The sequence below is a fragment of the Pseudomonas sp. HB05 genome, from assembly GCF_016756915.1.
GTDB classification, from domain to species: domain Bacteria; phylum Pseudomonadota; class Gammaproteobacteria; order Pseudomonadales; family Pseudomonadaceae; genus Aquipseudomonas; species Aquipseudomonas alvandae.
Map to the genome: position 1 here is coordinate 1 of NZ_JAESPG010000008.1, position 17997 is coordinate 17997.

Below are 17997 nucleotides of genomic sequence, written 5' to 3' on the forward strand. Positions count from 1 at the left end.
TTGCTCGCGAAAGCGGTGTGTCAGCCAACGACAATGTCGACTGACAATCCGCTTTCGCGAGCAAGCCCGCTCCCACAATTAGATCGCCATCAGAACATCAAGCCGGCTTGGCTTCCACCAGCGCCTGCTGCGCCATTTCCTTTTCCGCTTCCTTGATATCGTCCTCGCTGATCATTTCCGCGATGACCCGCAGCCGTTCCACCACGCGGGCATTGACGCTGCCCTCCGGGAACTCGCCGTTCTCGTCCGGTTCGCCAGCGGGCTCGCCCACAAGCAGGCTCAGGGCTTCGTCGGCCTGGCGCACGGCATAGACATGGAACTGCCCGGCGCGCACGGCCGCCAGCACTTTCTCGTCGAGCATCAGGGTCGCGACGTTGGCCTGGGGAATGATCGCCCCTTGCTCGCCCGTAAGCCCGCGGGCTTCGCAGAGGCGGAAGAAGCCTTCGATCTTCTCGTTGACCCCGCCCACCGCCTGCACTTCACCGAACTGGTTGATCGAGCCGGTGATGGCGAAGCATTGCTTCAACGGGGTCTTCGACAAGGCCGAGATCAGCGTGCAAGCTTCCCCAAGGGACGCACTGTCGCCGTCCACATAACCGTAGGATTGCTCCAGGGCGATACTGGCTGAAATCGCCAGCGGGAACTCCTGGGCATACCGGCTGCCCAGGTATCCGGTCAGGATCATCACCCCCTTGGAGTGAATCGGCTGGCCTAGGTTGACCTCTCGTTCGATGTCGACGATACCGCTGCCGCCCGGGTACACCGTGGCGGAAATCCGCGCTGGCACGCCAAACGCCGAGTCGCCCACTTCCAGCACCGTCAACCCGTTGCACTTGCCCACGGCCGCGCCGTCGGTGTCGATGAGAATGATCCCCGCCAGCATGTCGTCGAGGATTCGCGCCGAAACGCGCCCGGTGCGGGTGGCCTTGGCCTTGAGCGCACGTTCGATGTGGCCGGCGTCGGTCATCTCGTCACCGGCCAGTTGGCGAATGAAATCCGCCTCGCTGACCAGCTGGAACAGATCGCCAATCCGCGCCGACAAGCGCCCCTGATGCTCGGCCAGGCGTGCACTGTAGGTGGCCAGGCGCGCCACCGCATCAGCGGTCAGCGGTGCCATGCCCTCTTCCGAGGTTCGGGTCTTGAGCAACTGGGCAAACTGCTCCAGGCTCTCGTCGCCCATCGGGATGTCTTCGTCGAAATCCACCAGCACGCGAAACATCTCCTGGAAATCCGAATCCAGGTCCTGCAAAGCGTAATAGAGCTGGCGCGCGCCGATGATCACGACCTTGACCTGCAACGGAATGTGTTGCGGCGTCAGGGTCACCGTGGCCAAGCGACCCAGCTCGCCCAGCGGCGATTCCATTTTCAGCTTGCGCGACTGCAGGGCGCGCTTGAGCGCATCCCACACGAACGGCTCGCCGAGCATTTTTTCCGCTTCGAGGATCAGGAAACCGCCGTTGGCACGGTGCAGGGCACCCGGACGCAACTGTCGATACGTGGTGTAGAGCGCACCTTGGTCGGTGCTGTACTCGATTCGGCCAAACAGGTTGTCGTAGGTCGGGTGCGGCTCGAACACCACCGGGGCGCCACCGCTCGCCGGATGGCCGACGACCAGGCTCGGCGCGTATTGCTCTTCCAGCAGCTTGCGGGCGACGGCGTCGGTCTTGCTGTCATCCACCAACTGCTCGACCACTGTCTTGAGCAGATAGACCTGCATGGCTTGCAGGTAACCGCACACGGCGGCGTTCTCGGCGTATTTCTCCGACAACGGCGCCAGCAATGGTTGCAAGGCCAGGGTGATGGTTTCTTCGTTGAGGTGACGCAACTGGTTGTTGGACTCGCGTTTCCACTGCGGCAGGCTGGCGAGTTCTTCGTTCAGGCGCTCCTCCAGGCCGGAAATATCCTCATGGAATCGCTCGCGCTCGGCCTCCGGCAGCTGGGCGAACTCCGCCTCGTCCAAGGCCTTGCCTTCGCTCATCGGGGTGAAGGCGATGTTGCTGCTGTCACGGTACAGCGCGACATCTTTTTCCAGCGCCAGCCGCTCGATTACATCGAGGGCACGGTCGTAGCGCTGGTTGAAGGCGCGGTCGATGGCGCTTTTTTTCTGTTGATAGGACGGATGCTCGAACACCGCCGGAAACGTCGCCAGCAGGTTGTCGATCAGGCCATTGATATCGCCAATGAAGGTGCCGGCGGTGCCCGACGGCAGTTCCAGGGCGCGCGGCTCGCGGGGTTCATCGAAGTTATTGACATAGACCCAGTCCGACGGGGTCTGCATGCGCTTGCCTTCGGCCTTGAGGTAGCGTTTGACGAACGAGAACCGGCCGGTGCCGGGCTCCCCCATGACAAATACGTTGTAGCCGGGGCGTGGCATCGCCACACCGAACTGCAATGCTTCGACCGCACGTTCCTGGCCAAGCACACCGCGGAAGGGCTCCAGATCATTGGTGGTAGAGAAGCTGAACTGTTCAGCGGAAAACGGACGGGTCAGCGCTTCGGGCGCTAGACGCAAGCTGGCAGCAACAGGATCAGGCATCGGGCTTCCTTACATCAGGCGGGGCAGATAGCGGCATTCTGGCGCTGCCCGTACCTGACTGGCAAGGAGCGCCTGAGGCCAAAGCATAGTCGAGGGACCAACCCAGGGCAGAGCCCCGCAAGCAACGGGTTTGCAGTAATGTTTTTGCAAAATGCCACGGAACCCTCGGATCGTGCCTAAACTCCAAACTGCGCGGCTGGAACAATAACCGGCCCACTGGCTGCTGTAGGGGCCAGACCCTGTCCATTGGTATGCACATAAAGAGAACATAGCTATGAAACGGATTCTTCTCGGTACTCTCTTCACCGCTGTATCCATCAACGCCATGGCTCAGGCGCCGGGCGGCCCGGATTGCGGTTGGGGCAACATGCTGTTCGAAGGTCAGCGTGGCACTCCGGCCCACTTCCTCGCATCCACCACCAACGGCACTTCCGGCAACGCCACCTTCGGCATGACCTCCGGCACCAACGGCTGCTCGACCAACGCAGCGCTGACCTACGGTGGCAAGTCCTGGCTGGCCATGAATGGCATGATGAACGAGCTGTCCGAAGACATGGCCAAGGGTCAGGGCGAAGCGCTGACCACCTACGCCGTGGTACTGGGTGTGGCGCCGGAAGATCGCGCACACTTCTCCGCTGTGACCCACGAGCACTTCCAGCAGATCTTCAGCAAGGCTGACGTGACGGCAGAAGACGTGCATACCAATACCCTGGCCGTGCTGAAAAACGACCCTCGCCTGGCCAAGTACGCAACTCAAGCTTAAGCTCGACACCACTCGCTCCTTTCGGGGAGCGGGTTTTCTTTTTGGGGCCCCTCCGGTCTTTATTTTTCGACTTTCCAAGTAGCCGACTATGCTCAAACGCCTTGCCTGGCTGGCGCTCTGTGTGTGCGCCCCGCTGTCCGCCGCGCCTCATGTCGACCCTCAACGTTTGCAGCAACTGGCCAATGACCGCTTCTGGATTTCCCTGGGTCACTACGAAACCGCCAAGCTCGGTGGCTGGCGCAGTTACATCAGCGACAAGAAATTCTTCCTCGCACCCGACGGCAACGAACATCCCGACCGCGAGCTGACCGCCACGCTGCAAGCCCTGTACGGCCCGGCCAGCGCTGGTCAGCAACACGCCCAATGCGTGTACCCGGCGCGCACCCGCTGGCTGAAGGCGCAGCTCGGCCTGACGAACCTGCCTGCGGTCAACTGCAGCGATTACACCCAGTGGTTCAAGGACGTTTCGCCCCACAGCGCGGTGATGATCTTCCCCGCTGCCTACCTGAACAGCCCGTCCTCGATGTTCGGTCACACCTTATTGCGTATCGACCAGGCCGACGTGCAAAGCGACAAGACCTCGCTGCTCAGCTACGCGATCAACTTCGGCGCCTACATCGAAGGCTCGGACAACAGCATCCTTTACGCCTGGAAGGGTCTGATGGGCGGTTATCCCGGCCTGTTCGCCCTGGTGCCCTACCAGGAGAAACTCTCCGAATACCGTAGCCTGGAGAACCGCGACCTGTGGGAATACCGCCTCAACCTGAGCCAGGCGGAAACCGAACGCATGGTCGAGCATGTGTGGGAACTCAAGCAGATCCAGTTCGACTACTTCTTCTTCGACGAAAACTGCTCCTATCGCCTGCTTGAACTGCTGCAAGTCGCGCGCCCCAGCCTGCGCTTGACCGAACAGTTCCCGCTGACGGCGATTCCCACCGACACCGTCAAGGCAGTGAAAGAAGCCGGGCTGGTGGAAAGCATCCAGTATCGACCGTCCCGCGAACGAGAGCTGCTCAGCCGCGCCGAACCGCTCAGCGATGACGAACAACAATGGGTACTGCAGGTCAGCGCCGACCAGCAGCAGCTGCAACGACCTGAATTCAAGGCGCTGCCGCGCGATCGCCAGGCGCTGATCATCGACGCAGCCTACCGCCTGGAGCGTTATCGCGCCAACGGCCAGGAGCGTGATCCCCAGCGTGCCCAACGCAGCTTCGAACTGTTGCGGGCGATCAACCAGAACCCCGCGCCGGAACTGGACATCGCGCAACCGGGCCTGCCCGAAGACGGCCACGAATCGCGCACCTGGCAAGCCGGCCTGGGCTCGCGGGGTGACCGGGCGTTTGGCGAGTATGGCCTGCGCATGGCCTATCACGACCTCAATGACAACGCAGAGAGTTTCCCGCTAGGGGCGCAGATCGAAATCCTCCAATTGAAACTGCGCCAATACGAGGGCAACGATTGGCAAGTGCAGCAACTGGACCTGGCGACCATTCGCTCCTTGACCCCACGCAACGAGCTGTTGCAGCCGTTGTCCTGGCAAGTCACTGGCGGCTTGGAACGCGTGCCAGGCAAGCACGACGATGAAACGCTGGTCAGTCACGTCAATGGTGGTGGCGGCGGCACTTGGGCGTTGGGGGACGATGTGTTGGGCTTTGCCCTGGGCACCGTACGGGTCGAGCACAATAACGATTTCGCCCAATTCATCGCCCCGGCCGCCGGATTCAACAGCGGTGTGCTGTGGAAAAACCCGCTGGGCAACTTGAGCCTGGAAGCCAAGGGCGATTATTTCTTCAACGGCGAAGTTCGCCGTAGCCTGAGCCTGAACCAGCAGTGGGAACTGTCCCGCAACCTCGGCCTGCGCCTGAGTGCCCAGCGCGAATTCAGCCAACTGGCTTCGCCGGAGAATGAGGTAATGCTTGAAGTGAAGTGGTATCACTACTGAGCGAACGGATTAATCACCGCGCTTTCACACCGTTCTGACGAATCCGCTTCTAGACTTCTGTCATGAGTGGATCGGGCAGGAACGCAAAACATGTGGCGCGCGGCGGTGGTACTGGGTGTGTTGGTGTTGCTCGGTGGCTGTGAAACCACCCACGAAGATCTGATTGCCCGAGGTTATCCGCCGGCCTTCGCTGACGGTTTCGACGATGGTTGCAGCAGCGGCCGACAAGCCGCCGGCGCGATCACCGGCCAGTTCAGGAAGGACGTGCCGCGTTATCTCAAGGACGCGCGCTACGCCGAGGGCTGGAGCGACGGCTTTCGCCAATGCCAGGCCATGCGCGAGAGTGAAGAACGTGACGCCTATCGCGAACGCCACTGGGACGACCGCGAACGTGCCTGGCAACAGGAAAAAGATCGCGACGCCGCCCGGGCTTATCGCTCGCAGTGAGTCGCCCAGAGACATTCGTCGAAACCAAAACCTTGCGACCATGGCCCAAACTCCAACAGAGGAGAACCCTATGAGTCGCGCTTTCGTCAACGAAGACAACGCCGCCGCCCAGGCCGATCAACCGGTCGAACGCCAGATCAGTGCGCAACCCAACTACGTCACACCCACCGGGCTTGTCCAGCTCCAGGCCCGGGTCGCTGAGTTGCAGGCCTTGCACAGCCAGCAGGCGATCCAAGGGGATCTGGCGGACAAGCAGCGGATCGCCGACCTTGAACGGGATCTGCGCTATTTCAAGCAGCGCCTGCAAAGCGCCCAGGTCGTTGCGCCGACTTCGTCCGAACAAGTGCGAATCGGGCACTGGGTGACCTTTGTCGATGAACAGGATCACGAACAGCGAGTGCAGTTAGTGGGTGAAGACCAGGCCGATGCGGCCAAAGGATTGATCAATTGGGGCTCGCCACTGGGGCGGGCGTTGCTGGGGCCAAGGTGGGGGATGAGGTGGTGTGGAAGCGGCCAGCGGGGGATGTGGCGATCGAGGTGGTGTCGATTGAATTGGAGTAAAACCCGAGGCGTTCGTGGCGAGGGAGCTTGCTCCCGCTGGGTGGCACAGCCGCCCTCGCTTTTTTGCGGTTGCTGCGCAACCGAGCGGGAGCAATCTCCCTCGCCACGGTCTTCGCTTCGATAAGCTGTTCCATGAAAAACGGAGCCCCGAAGGCTCCGTTGTTCATGCAACCGACCCAATCAGGCCAGTTTCTTGTGCCGTACGCGATGCGGCTGGGCAGCGGCTTCGCCGAGGCGCTTCTTGCGATCGGCTTCGTACTCGGTGTAGTTGCCTTCGAAGAACACCGCTTGCGAGTCGTCTTCGTACGCCAGGATGTGAGTCGCCACACGATCGAGGAACCACCGATCGTGGGAGATCACAATGGCGGCGCCAGGGAAGTCCAGCAAGGCTTCTTCCAGGGAGCGCAGGGTTTCGACGTCGAGGTCGTTGGACGGTTCGTCGAGCAGCAGGACGTTGCCGCCCTCCTTCAGCGTCAACGCCAGGTGCAAGCGACCACGCTCACCACCGGAGAGGTCCTTGACGAACTTCTGCTGGTCGCCACCCTTGAAGTTGAAGCGACCGACATAAGTGCGCGACGGGATTTCATAGTTGCCGATGCGGATCTGGTCGGAACCGTCGGAGATCTGCTGGAACACGGTCTTGCTGCCGTCCAGGTCCTCACGGCTCTGGTCGACGCAGGCCAGTTGCACGGTTTCACCGATCTCGATGCTGCCCGAATCCGGGGTTTCCTTGCCCATCAGCATGCGGAACAGCGTGGATTTACCTGCGCCGTTACCACCGATCACACCGACGATGGCGCCTTTGGGCATGGAGAACGACAGGTTGTCGATCAACACGCGATCGCCGTAGCCCTTGGTGACGTTCTTGAACTCGATGACCTTGTCACCCAGGCGCGGACCGGCCGGGATGTAGATCTCGTTGGTTTCACTGCGCTTCTGGAATTCCTGGGACTGCATTTCCTCGAAGCGCTGCAGGCGAGCCTTGGATTTGGACTGGCGGGCCTTGGCGCCTTTGCGCACCCACTCCAGTTCTTCCTTCATGGCTTTTTCATGGGCCGATTGCTGCTTGGATTCCTGGGCCAGACGATCGGACTTGGCTTCCAGCCAGCCCGAATAGTTGCCCTCGTATGGAATGCCCGCGCCGCGGTCGAGTTCCAGGATCCAGCCGGCGACGTTGTCCAGGAAGTACCGGTCGTGCGTGATCGCAACCACGGTGCCCGGGAAGTCGTGCAGGAAGTGTTCGAGCCAGGCAACGGAATCGGCGTCCAGGTGGTTGGTCGGTTCGTCGAGCAGCAGCATGTCCGGGGCCGACAGCAGCAGGCGACACAGGGCCACGCGGCGCTTCTCACCACCGGAGAGATGTTCGACCTTCGCGTCCCAGGCTGGCAGGCGCAGCGCATCGGCGGCGACTTCCAGTTGGCGGTCCAGGTTGTGACCGTCGCTGGCCTGCAGGATCGCTTCGAGCTTGGCCTGCTCGGCGGCCAGCTTGTCGAAGTCGGCATCCGGGTCGGCGTAGGCGGCATAGACCTCGTCCAGGCGCGCCTGGGCGTCCTTGATGACGCTGACCGCTTCCTCGACCACTTCACGGACGGTCTTGGTCGGATCCAGCTGAGGCTCTTGCGGCAGGTAGCCGATGTTCAGGTCTGGCATCGGACGGGCTTCGCCGTCGAATTCGTTATCGACGCCGGCCATGATCTTCAACAGGGTGGATTTACCCGAGCCGTTGAGACCCAGTACGCCGATCTTGGCGCCGGGGAAAAAAGACAAGGAGATGTTTTTCAAGATTTCCCGCTTCGGCGGAACAACTTTGCTCAGCCGATGCATGGTGAAGACGTATTGAGCCATGGTGAACCTAGCGTCAGTGACAAGTGAAAAGAACGAGCCAGGCCATGCGCGGCACCGGCACTTGATGCTATCAATGCCTGCGGGCGGATGGCGCCTGGGAAGCTGGAGCTGGAACGCTCTTGTTTGACCGGCAAAGCTACCTCAACCGTCGGTCCAGGTCCAGCCGCCAAGGGCTGGCACTTTGCCACAAGTCAAGGCATGCTAGCCGCCCTTCGGGCGTCCGGCTTATAGTGCCCGTCGCGCCAGTCCAGCAAACCGCAGGATTACAGCTTGTCCAATGTCACGCCGCCTCCGTCCCCACGCGCACCGACAGCTGTGCCTGGCCTCCCCCTGCGCGGAACATTGAAGGGCGCGCTGGCCTCGCTGGTCCTGTTATTGCTGGGCCTGCTCTTCTGGCAGTTGCTTGATCAGCTGCGTGAAACCCAGCAGCAACAACGTCAATACACCATCGACTACACCGCCGACCTGGCCGCGCAAGTCAGCCTGAACATGGCCTTGAACGCGCAAATCGCCCTTAACCTGCTACCGATCGTCGAACAACCGCAAACCGCCGACGAACAGCAGGCCCTGCTGCGCAAGCTTCAGCAATCATTGCCCCAATTGCGCAGCCTGGCGTTGCTGAGCCCATCGGGCAGGGTGCTCAGTGACAGCGATGCCGACAGCCAGGACGCCGACTACCTGGCCGAGCTGGTACGACGTAGCCGTGCCCAGGCGCACTACTTCAGCAATGCCGAAGATGGCTCCGTGGTGCACCTGTTGCTGCACCAGGCCAGCGGCAGCAGTCGTGGTTACTGGGCGCTGCGCCTGACGCCGAGCTTCTTCTCGACGTTGACCAAACAGGCCGACACGGGCCTGCGACCGTTGTGGCTGGTGGAGAACCGTCTCAACCAGCAAATCATCAGCCGCGACGAAAGCCGGCCCTCGACCACCCCGACCCAACTGACCTCCCAAGACCTGAGCGACACCGTGCTGACCGTGCCCCTGAGCAGCAGCGACTGGCAACTGCGCGGGTTGTTCGATCGGCGCCAGGTGCTTGAACAACTGCTCCCGGCCTTCATCGGCAAATGCCTGCTGGGCCTGGCGTTCTCGATGCTCCCGGTGATCGCCCTGCTGAACATGCGACGACGCCAGCGGCAATTGCACGAAGGCCGCCGTCGCTACCAGGACATTTTCGAGGGCACCGGCGTGGCCCTCTGCGTGCTCGACCTGTCCGGCCTGAAGGCATTCTTTACCCGGACCGGCCTGCAGGACGGCGAACAGTTGCGCGCCTGGCTGCAGGACCCGCAGCACCTCGGACAGTTGCAGCAGCAGGTGCACGTCACCGAAGTCAACCAGATGGCCTTGAAGCTGCTCAATGTCGATTCCTGCGAACAAGCCTGGCAACTGCTGGTCGGCAACGGCCCGAGGGACAACAATCCCATCGGTTCGAAACTGCTCGAAGCACTGCTCGACGAGCACAAGCAGCTGGAACTGGAAATCAAGTTGCAGGACGCCCATGGTCGAGACCAGCATTTATGGCTGGTCCTGCGCTTGCCGGAAACACAGCGCGACTATAACGCCGTCATCCTGAGCATCAACGACATCACCAGCCGCAAGCTGGTCGAACTCTCGCTGCTCGAACGCGAAGGTTTCTGGTCCGATGTGGTACGCACCGTTCCGGATCATCTTTATGTACAGGACGTCATCAGCCAGCGGATGATCTTCAGCAACCACCACCTGGGGCAGACGCTCGGCTACGACCGCACCGAGTTGCACCAGATGGGCGAGTACTTCTGGGAAATCCTGCTGCACAGCGACGACGCCGACCAGTACCACTTTCTGCGCCAGCAACAGCGACGCGGCGGCTATACGCAACTGTTGCAATGCCAATTGCGCTTCCGCCATCGCAACGGCAAATGGCGACGCTTCGAGGTTCGTGAGCAAGCCCTGGCCCGGGACCGCTACGACCAGGTGACACGCATCATCGGTGTGGCAAAAGACATCACCGAGCAGATCGAGGCCAGCGAATCCCTGCGCGACAGCGAGCAACGCTACCGGATGCTCGCCGAAAGCATCAGCGACGTGATTTTCTCCACCGACAGCAAGCTCTCGCTCAACTATGTCAGCCCGTCGGTCCAGGCGGTGCTGGGCTACACCTCCGATTGGATTTTCCAGAACGGCTGGCAATCGACCATCGCCAATCCGCAGCAGCTGACGGGCATCTATAGCCTGATGGACCGGGTCAGCAAGGCCCTCGACAAGCCCGACCAACTGGCCGAACTGCGCAACCAGATGCAGACCCAACTGTTTTTGTTCGACTGCCTGCGCGCCGATGGGCGCAAGATTCCAATCGAACTGCGGCTGGTGCTGGTGTGGGACGACCATGGCGCGTTCGAAGGCGTGCTCGGCGTCGGCCGCGACATCAGCCAACAGCGTCGAGCCGAAAAAGACCTGCGCATGGCCGCCACCGTATTCGAACATTCGACCTCGGCGATCCTGATCACCGACCCTGCCGGCTATATCGTCCAGGCCAACGAGGCATTCAGCCGCGTCAGCGGTTATGCCGTCTCGCAGGTCCTGGACCAGTTGCCCAACATGCTCACCGTCGACGACCAACAGGAAGCCCACTTGCGCTACGTGCTCAAGCAGTTGCAGCAGCACAGCACCTGGGAAGGCGAAGTCTGGCTCAAACGCCGCAATGGCGAACATTATCCGGCCTGGGTCGGCATCACGGCAGTGCTGGACGACGAAGGCGACCTGGCCAGTTACGTGTGCTTCTTCAGCGACATCAGCGAGCGCAAGGCCAGCGAGCAGCGCATTCATCGCCTGGCCTATTATGACGCCCTGACCCACCTGCCCAACCGCACGCTGTTCCAGGATCGCCTGCACACCGCGCTGCAATCGGCGGAGCGGCAGAAGACCTGGGTCGTGCTGATGTTCCTCGACCTGGACCGCTTCAAGCCGATCAACGACTCCCTCGGCCACGCCGCCGGCGACCGCATGCTCAAGGAAATGGCCACGCGCCTGCTCGGCTGCGTGGCCGACGACGACACCGTGGCGCGCATGGGCGGCGACGAGTTCACGCTGCTGCTGCAACCGCGCGCCAGCCGCGAAATGGCCTTGAACCGGGCCATCACCGTGGCCGAGCAGATCCTCGCCAGCCTGGTCCGGCCGTTCGTGCTCGAAGGCCGGGAATTCTTCGTCACCGCCAGTATCGGTATTGCCCTGAGTCCCCAGGACGGCAACGAACTGAGCCAGTTGATGAAGAACGCCGACACGGCCATGTACCACGCCAAGGAACGCGGCAAGAACAACTTCCAGTTCTACCAGGCCGACATGAACGCCAGCGCCCTGGAGCGCCTGGAATTGGAAAGCGACCTGCGCCATGCCTTGGAGCAGAACGAGTTCGTGCTGTATTACCAACCGCAGTTCAGCGGCGATGGCAAACGCCTGACCGGTGCCGAGGCCCTGCTGCGCTGGCGACATCCGCGACGCGGGCTGGTGCCGCCGGGAGACTTCATTCCCGTACTCGAGGAGCTCGGGCTGGTGGTGGACGTCGGCGACTGGGTCATCACCGAAGCCTGTCGGCAACTCAGGACCTGGCACCAGGCCAAGGTCCGGGTGCCAAAGGTCTCGGTCAACATTTCCGCCCGGCAGTTCTCCGACGGCCAGTTGGGCACGCGCATCGCCACTATCCTGCGCAATACCGGCCTGCCGCCGGCCTGCCTGGAGCTGGAACTGACGGAAAGTATCCTGATGCGCGAAGTCAGCGAAGCGATGCAGATCCTCGCCGGTTTGAAGAACCTGGGCCTGAGCATCGCTGTGGATGACTTCGGCACCGGCTATTCGTCGCTCAACTACCTCAAGCAATTCCCCATCGACGTGCTGAAGATCGACCGCACCTTCGTCGACGGCCTGCCGTCCGGCGAGCAGGACGCACAGATCGCCCGGGCAATCATCGCCATGGCCCACAGCCTCAACCTCGCGGTGATCGCCGAGGGCGTCGAGACCCACGAGCAACTGGACTTCCTGCGCGAGCACGGCTGCGACGAGGTCCAGGGCTACCTGTTCGGCCGCCCGATGCCGGCGAATCGGTTCGAAGCGCAGTTCAGCAATGATGCGTTGTTCATGATCGATTGAAATCTCGGCTGCCTGGACTGGCCCCATCGCGAGCAAGCTCGCTCCCACAGGGTTATGTGTACGCAGGTCCAAATGTGGGAGCGAGCTTGCTCGCGATAGGGCCGGTCTGGACACCGCTGAAAGCCGCATGAACCCCATTCGTCCAAGACATGACGCCCTTTCATATGCCTTCCAAAACCGGTTGAGGTAGAATGCCCCCCTTTTCTGCCCCGATCCTTGAGGACCGCCATGTTCAGCCGTGATTTGACTATTGCCAAGTACGACGCCGATCTCTTTGCCGCCATGGAGCAAGAAGCTCAGCGCCAGGAAGAGCACATTGAGCTGATCGCTTCGGAAAACTACACCAGCCCCGCGGTGATGGAAGCTCAAGGCTCGGTACTGACCAACAAGTACGCCGAAGGCTACCCAGGCAAGCGCTACTACGGTGGTTGCGAGTATGTCGATGTGGTCGAGCAACTGGCCATTGACCGCGCCAAGGAGCTGTTCGGCGCCGACTACGCCAACGTCCAGCCACACGCCGGTTCCCAAGCCAACGCCGCCGTGTACCTGGCGCTGCTGTCGGCCGGCGACACCATCCTGGGCATGAGCCTGGCCCACGGCGGTCACCTGACCCACGGCGCCAGCGTTTCCTCCTCCGGCAAGCTGTACAACGCCGTCCAATACGGTATCGACGGCAACGGCCTGATCGACTACGACGAAGTCGAGCGCCTGGCCCTCGAGCACAAGCCGAAAATGATCGTGGCCGGTTTCTCCGCCTACTCCCAGGTCCTCGACTTCCCACGTTTCCGTGAAATCGCCGACAAGGTCGGTGCCTACCTGTTCGTCGACATGGCCCACGTTGCCGGCCTCGTCGCCGCTGGCGTGTACCCGAACCCGGTGCCGTTCGCCGACGTGGTGACCACCACCACCCACAAGACCCTGCGCGGTCCACGTGGCGGCCTGATCCTGGCTCGCGCCAACGCCGACATCGAGAAGAAGCTGAACTCCGCTGTCTTCCCGGGCGCCCAGGGTGGCCCGCTGGAGCACGTGATCGCCGCCAAGGCAATCTGCTTCAAGGAAGCCCTGCAACCTGAGTTCAAGGCGTACCAGCAGCAAGTCGTCAAGAACGCCAAGGCCATGGCCGGTGTGTTCATCGAACGCGGCTTCGACGTAGTGTCCGGCGGCACCGAGAACCACCTGTTCCTGCTGTCGCTGATCAAGCAGGAAATCTCCGGCAAAGACGCTGACGCAGCGCTGGGCAAAGCGTTCATCACCGTCAACAAGAACTCGGTACCCAACGATCCACGCTCCCCGTTCGTCACCTCGGGCCTGCGCTTCGGCACCCCGGCCGTGACCACTCGTGGCTTCAAGGAAGCCGAGTGCAAGGAACTGGCCGGCTGGATCTGCGACATCCTGGCCGACCTGAACAACGAAGCGGTGATCGACGCCGTGCGTGAAAAGGTCAAGGCCATCTGCAAGAAGCTGCCGGTGTACGGCGCTTAACAGCAGCTGCAACAAAAAAACCGGCCCTAGTGGCCGGTTTTTTTGTCGTTGGAAAACGAATGCCGCAGGCGCTGGCTTTCAGCGGAGCGCGGCTTCGAAGCCGGCGCAGATCTTTTCTTCAGGCAGTTCGTCGGCGATGAACACCATCACGCTTTCCCGGGTTTCGCCCGGCGCCCATTCGGTGTCCCAATCAAAACCGTACAGTTTGAGCACACCTTGGAACACCAATCGACGGGGCTCGCCCTCAATGTTCAACACACCTTTGTAGCGCAGCAGTTGCTTGCCGTGCTCTTCGAGCAACTGGTTCATGAACTCGCTGAGCTTGTCGATATCCAGCGCCCTGTCAGTGCGCAGCACCAGGCTGCTGATGCGATCGCCCGTGGTTGCCTTGCCGACCGGTCGCAAGCTGAAGCCGGCGCCCAAGTCCGCATTGAGATTGAATCCACGAATGTCGAGCAACTCGGCCAGATCGATCTTGCCATGCTCGACCACCCGGATCGGTGCCCGCCGGTTGATTCGAGCCAGGCGCTCACCGAGTGCCTCGACCTGGCTTGAGTCCACCAGATCGGTTTTGCTCAGTAACAGACGGTCGGCGAATCCGACCTGGGCCTGGGCGATGGTTTGGGTCAGGTGGACATCAGCGTGGGCGGCATCCACCAAGGTCAGGATTCCGTCGAGGATGTAACGCTCGCGCAGGTCTTCGTCGATGAAAAATGTCTGGGCCACCGGGGCCGGATCGGCCAGGCCGGTGCATTCGATCACCAAACGATCGAAGTGGATCTCGCCGCTGTCCAGCCGTTCGAGCAACAGGTAAAGGGCTTTGGTCAGGTCGGTGTGAATGGTGCAGCACACGCAGCCGTTGGCCAGCGTCATGACTTGCACCGGCTCGTCACCCAGCAGTTGGGTGTCGATGCCGGCATCGCTGAATTCATTCTCGATCACTGCGATTTTCAAGCCGTGCTCGGCCTTGAGCAGATGACGCAGCAATGTGGTCTTGCCCGCACCGAGGAAGCCGCTGAGGATCGTGACCGGGATGGGAGAGGACAAACTGGATCTCCTTTGATACCTGAAAAGAAAGCTGATCCTGTGGGAGCGAGCCTGCTTGTGAAAGCGGTGGATCAGTCAAATCATCGCTAACTGACCCACCGCTTTCGCAAGCAAGCTCGCTCCCACAGGGGAATCGGTGTGCACGCAAATCTCGAAACCACCCAAAAACAACTGTGAGAGCGGGCTTGCTCGCGATGGCGTCAGGTCAGCCGAATCATCGTTGACTGACACTCCGCTTTCGCGAGCAAGCTCGCTCCCACAGGGGAACGGTGGTGTACACAAATCTTGAGACCAGCCCAAAACAACTGTGGGATAGACTCAGTTCAACAGCACTTCGGCCCACCCTTGCCGCCGTAACGGGCCTCCTGGCGTTCGCGGAAGAACGCCTCGTAGTCCATCATCGGCTTGTCCGGGTGCTTGGTTTGCATGTGCTCGACGTAGTTGTCGTAGTCGGGCATGCCGACCATCAGGCGGGCGGCCTGACCGAGGTATTTACCGAGGCGACTCAAGTCATTGAACATCGTTGCAATCCTCGATCAAGCGTCCGGCAGGGCCTGGAATGGCGCTTCTTTGTCCGTGCGTTCTTTCGTGCCCCAGGCGGCGATGCCGACCTTGAGCGCGTAGAACAGGATGCTGAAGACCACGAACAGGAACAACACCGTCAGCGTTGCGTTGGTGTAGGCGTTGAACACCACGTGCTGCATCTGCTCGATGCTCTTGGCCGGGGCCAGGATCTGGCCGGCGGCCAGGGCATCGTTGTATTTGCGCGCCAGGGCCAGGAAGCCGATCGCCGGGTTGGCGTCGAACAGCTTGATCAGGCCCGCGGTGGTGGTGCAGATCAGCAGCCAGCTCGCCGGCAGCAGCGTGACCCAGACGTAGCGCTGGCGCTTCATCTTGATCAGCACCACGGTGGCGAGCATCAGGGCGATACCGGCCAGCATCTGGTTGGAGATGCCGAACAGCGGCCACAAGGTGTTGATGCCGCCCAGCGGGTCGATCACGCCCTGGTACAGCAAGTAGCCCCACAGCGCGACGCAGCCGGCGGTGGCGATCAGGTTGGCGGGCCAGGATTCGGTGCGCTTGAGCGAAGGCACGAACGAGCCGAGCAGGTCCTGGAGCATGAAGCGCCCGGCACGGGTGCCGGCGTCCACCGCGGTGAGGATGAACAGCGCTTCGAACAGGATCGCGAAGTGGTACCAGAACGCCATGGTGTTTTCACCCGGCAGCACCGAGTGCAGGATCTGCGCGATCCCGACCGCCAGGGTCGGCGCACCGCCGGCACGGGCCAGCACGGTGGTCTCGCCGATGTCCTTGGCCACCGCTTGCAGCGCGTCGGGGGTGATTGCGAAACCCCAACTGCTGACGGTCTGGGCCACGGCCACCACGTCACCGCCGACGATCGCCGCCGGGCTGTTCATGGCGAAGTACACGCCCGGTTCGATCACCGAGGCAGCAACCATCGCCATGATGGCCACGAAGGATTCCATCAGCATGCCGCCGTAACCGATGTAGCGAGCGTTGGTTTCGTTATCCAGCAGCTTGGGCGTGGTGCCCGAGGAGATCAGCGCGTGGAAGCCCGAGACCGCGCCACAGGCGATGGTGATGAACAGGAACGGGAACAGGCCGCCCTTCCACACCGGCCCGGTGCCGTCGGTGAACTGGGTCAGCGCCGGCATTTTCAGCTCGGGCATGGTCACCAGGATGCCGATCGCCAGGGCGACGATGGTGCCGATCTTCAGGAAGGTCGACAGGTAGTCCCGTGGCGCGAGGATCAGCCACACCGGCAGCACCGCCGCGACAAAACCGTAGCCGATCAGCATCCAGGTGATCTGGATCCCGGTGAAAGTGAAGGCCTTGGCCCAGACCGGGTCGGCGGCGATTTGCCCGCCCAGCCAGATCGAGCCCAGCAGCAACAGCACGCCGATGATCGAGATCTCACCGATGCGGCCCGGGCGGATGTAGCGCATGTAGACGCCCATGAACATCGCGATCGGGATGGTCGCCATCACCGTGAAGATCCCCCACGGGCTCTCGGCCAGGGCCTTGACCACGATCAGCGCCAGCACCGCGAGGATGATGATCATGATCAGGAAGCAGCCGAACAGCGCGATGGTGCCGGGAATGCGGCCCATTTCCTCGCGCACCATGTCGCCCAGGGAGCGCCCGTTGCGCCGGGTGGAGAGGAACAGGACCATGAAGTCCTGCACCGCACCGGCCAGCACCACGCCGGCGATCAGCCAGAGCGTGCCGGGCAAATAGCCCATCTGCGCCGCCAGCACCGGCCCGACCAGCGGCCCCGCGCCAGCAATGGCCGCGAAGTGGTGGCCGAAAAGAATGTGTTTGTTGGTCGGGACGTAGTCCAGGCCATCGTTGTTGAGCACGGCAGGCGTGGCCCGGCGCGCATCGAGTTGCATCACGTTGTTGGCGATGAAGAGGCTGTAGTAGCGGTAGGCGACCAAGTAGATGGCGACTGCCGCGACGACGATCCAGAGGGCGTTGATCGGCTCTCCGCGGCGCAAGGCCACGACGCCCAAGGCGCACGCTCCTAAGACGGCCAGCAGTAGCCAGGGCAGATGGCGTAGCAGGCTATTATTGTTTTTCATTTTTATATTCCGGCCAGGGTGGACAAGAAAGACAGCCACTGGAGTTTAGCGCTAACCCGCGCAAAGGCCATACCCCGACATTTGTCGGCCACTGACCGAACGGCAACGACGGCGCGCCAGTTGGGTCTATAGTCAGTGGATCATCAGGGGGAATGAGTAATGAGCGAACGCCGCCGCTTCGTACGAATTGAATTCCATGCCAAGACCGAGCTGAGCCAGGGGCCGTTCATCTGGCCGGTGAAGTTGCTGGATCTGTCCCTCAAGGGGCTACTGATCGAAAAGCCCCAGCCTTGGCTCGGCAATCCCGAGGAGCCTTTCATGGCTGACATCCATCTGAGCCCTGAGGCCGAGGTCAGGATGGAAGTCCGCCTGACCCACGATGATCACGGCCACCTGGGCTTCGTCTGCGAACACATCGACTTGGATTCCATCGCCCACCTGCGTCGATTGGTAGAACTGAACCTGGCCGATCATGATGAACTGGAGCGGGAACTGGCGGCGCTGATCCAGATTTGAATACGCCGCTGCCCTCCTGTGGCGAGGGGATTTATCCCCGTTGGGGTGCGCAGCAGCCCCTCAGAAAAGCAACTCCAATCTAACTGATCCACCGAGTTGTCAGGTTCAGGGCTGCTCCGCAGCCCAGCGGGGATAA

11 protein-coding genes and 1 pseudogene are annotated in these 17997 nt (G+C 61.7%); 7 read left to right on the top strand and 5 right to left on the bottom strand.

The genetic code is table 11. The annotated features are described in order from the left end of the window. Positions 1-97 precede the first annotated feature (97 nt). The gene (locus JMN22_RS09360; RefSeq protein ID WP_202334965.1) at positions 98-2536 is read right to left on the bottom strand and encodes a Lon protease family protein; all 2439 of its coding nucleotides are present in this window, start codon (positions 2534-2536) and stop codon (positions 98-100) included. Positions 2537-2810: 274 nt separating this feature from the next. Between JMN22_RS09360 and JMN22_RS09365 the strand changes: the two genes are divergently transcribed. From JMN22_RS09365 to JMN22_RS09380, 4 genes and pseudogenes are all read left to right on the top strand, one after another. Further along, on the top strand, positions 2811-3299 hold the full coding sequence (locus tag JMN22_RS09365) for a DUF3015 domain-containing protein (protein ID WP_030140293.1): 489 nt from the start codon (positions 2811-2813) through the stop codon (positions 3297-3299). 88 nt (positions 3300-3387) lie between these two features. Then, a complete protein-coding gene (locus JMN22_RS09370; RefSeq protein ID WP_202334966.1) occupies positions 3388-5241 on the top strand; it encodes an Lnb N-terminal periplasmic domain-containing protein in 1854 nt (617 codons plus the stop codon). A gap of 90 nt (positions 5242-5331) precedes the next feature. Beyond that, complete coding sequence (locus tag JMN22_RS09375) at positions 5332-5688, top strand: hypothetical protein (protein ID WP_030140295.1); 357 nt, start codon at positions 5332-5334, stop codon at positions 5686-5688. A 70-nt stretch (positions 5689-5758) separates the two neighbouring features. Beyond that, positions 5759-6249: pseudogene (locus JMN22_RS09380) on the top strand (GreA/GreB family elongation factor). Between the two features lie 180 nt (positions 6250-6429). On the opposite strand, the gene ettA reads toward JMN22_RS09380, so the two are convergent. Beyond that, positions 6430-8094, bottom strand: coding sequence for an energy-dependent translational throttle protein EttA (gene ettA / locus JMN22_RS09385; RefSeq protein WP_030140297.1), 1665 nt, complete (start codon positions 8092-8094; stop codon positions 6430-6432). Between the two features lie 270 nt (positions 8095-8364). Here ettA and JMN22_RS09390 point away from each other — a divergent pair, with 270 nt between their 5' ends. Together JMN22_RS09390 and glyA are read left to right on the top strand one after the other, a co-directional pair. Next, positions 8365-12213: a sensor domain-containing protein gene (locus tag JMN22_RS09390; RefSeq protein ID WP_202334967.1), complete on the top strand. Its 3849-nt coding sequence runs from the start codon at positions 8365-8367 to the stop codon at positions 12211-12213. A 228-nt stretch (positions 12214-12441) separates the two neighbouring features. Continuing rightward, positions 12442-13695, top strand: coding sequence for a serine hydroxymethyltransferase (gene glyA / locus JMN22_RS09395; protein WP_030140299.1), 1254 nt, complete (start codon positions 12442-12444; stop codon positions 13693-13695). 78 nt (positions 13696-13773) lie between these two features. Here the strand turns inward: glyA and yjiA are convergent, their stop codons facing one another. The 3 genes from yjiA to JMN22_RS09410 form a co-directional block, all read right to left on the bottom strand. Next, a complete protein-coding gene (gene yjiA, locus JMN22_RS09400; RefSeq protein ID WP_030140300.1) occupies positions 13774-14742 on the bottom strand; it encodes a GTPase in 969 nt (322 codons plus the stop codon). A 323-nt stretch (positions 14743-15065) separates the two neighbouring features. Further along, positions 15066-15263, bottom strand: a complete 198-nt coding sequence (locus JMN22_RS09405) for a YbdD/YjiX family protein (RefSeq protein ID WP_003182142.1) — start codon at positions 15261-15263, stop codon at positions 15066-15068. 15 nt (positions 15264-15278) lie between these two features. Next, positions 15279-17345: a carbon starvation CstA family protein gene (locus tag JMN22_RS09410; RefSeq protein WP_202334968.1), complete on the bottom strand. Its 2067-nt coding sequence runs from the start codon at positions 17343-17345 to the stop codon at positions 15279-15281. A gap of 159 nt (positions 17346-17504) precedes the next feature. Here JMN22_RS09410 and JMN22_RS09415 point away from each other — a divergent pair, with 159 nt between their 5' ends. Further along, positions 17505-17861: a PilZ domain-containing protein gene (locus tag JMN22_RS09415; protein WP_202334969.1), complete on the top strand. Its 357-nt coding sequence runs from the start codon at positions 17505-17507 to the stop codon at positions 17859-17861. The last annotated feature ends 136 nt before the right edge of the window (positions 17862-17997 follow it).

Excerpts from the sequence above, each read along its gene's own strand:
- glyA (WP_030140299.1), top strand. The coding sequence starts at position 12,442 with ATGTTCAGCCGTGATTTGACTATTGCCAAGTACGACGCCGATCTCTTT.
- JMN22_RS09370 (WP_202334966.1), top strand. The coding sequence starts at position 3,388 with ATGCTCAAACGCCTTGCCTGGCTGGCGCTCTGTGTGTGCGCCCCGCTG.
- JMN22_RS09410 (WP_202334968.1), bottom strand. The coding sequence starts at position 17,345 with ATGAAAAACAATAATAGCCTGCTACGCCATCTGCCCTGGCTACTGCTG.
- JMN22_RS09360 (WP_202334965.1), bottom strand. The coding sequence starts at position 2,536 with ATGCCTGATCCTGTTGCTGCCAGCTTGCGTCTAGCGCCCGAAGCGCTG.
- JMN22_RS09365 (WP_030140293.1), top strand. The coding sequence starts at position 2,811 with ATGAAACGGATTCTTCTCGGTACTCTCTTCACCGCTGTATCCATCAAC.
- JMN22_RS09415 (WP_202334969.1), top strand. The coding sequence starts at position 17,505 with ATGAGCGAACGCCGCCGCTTCGTACGAATTGAATTCCATGCCAAGACC.
- JMN22_RS09375 (WP_030140295.1), top strand. The coding sequence starts at position 5,332 with ATGTGGCGCGCGGCGGTGGTACTGGGTGTGTTGGTGTTGCTCGGTGGC.
- ettA (WP_030140297.1), bottom strand. The coding sequence starts at position 8,094 with ATGGCTCAATACGTCTTCACCATGCATCGGCTGAGCAAAGTTGTTCCG.
- JMN22_RS09405 (WP_003182142.1), bottom strand. The coding sequence starts at position 15,263 with ATGTTCAATGACTTGAGTCGCCTCGGTAAATACCTCGGTCAGGCCGCC.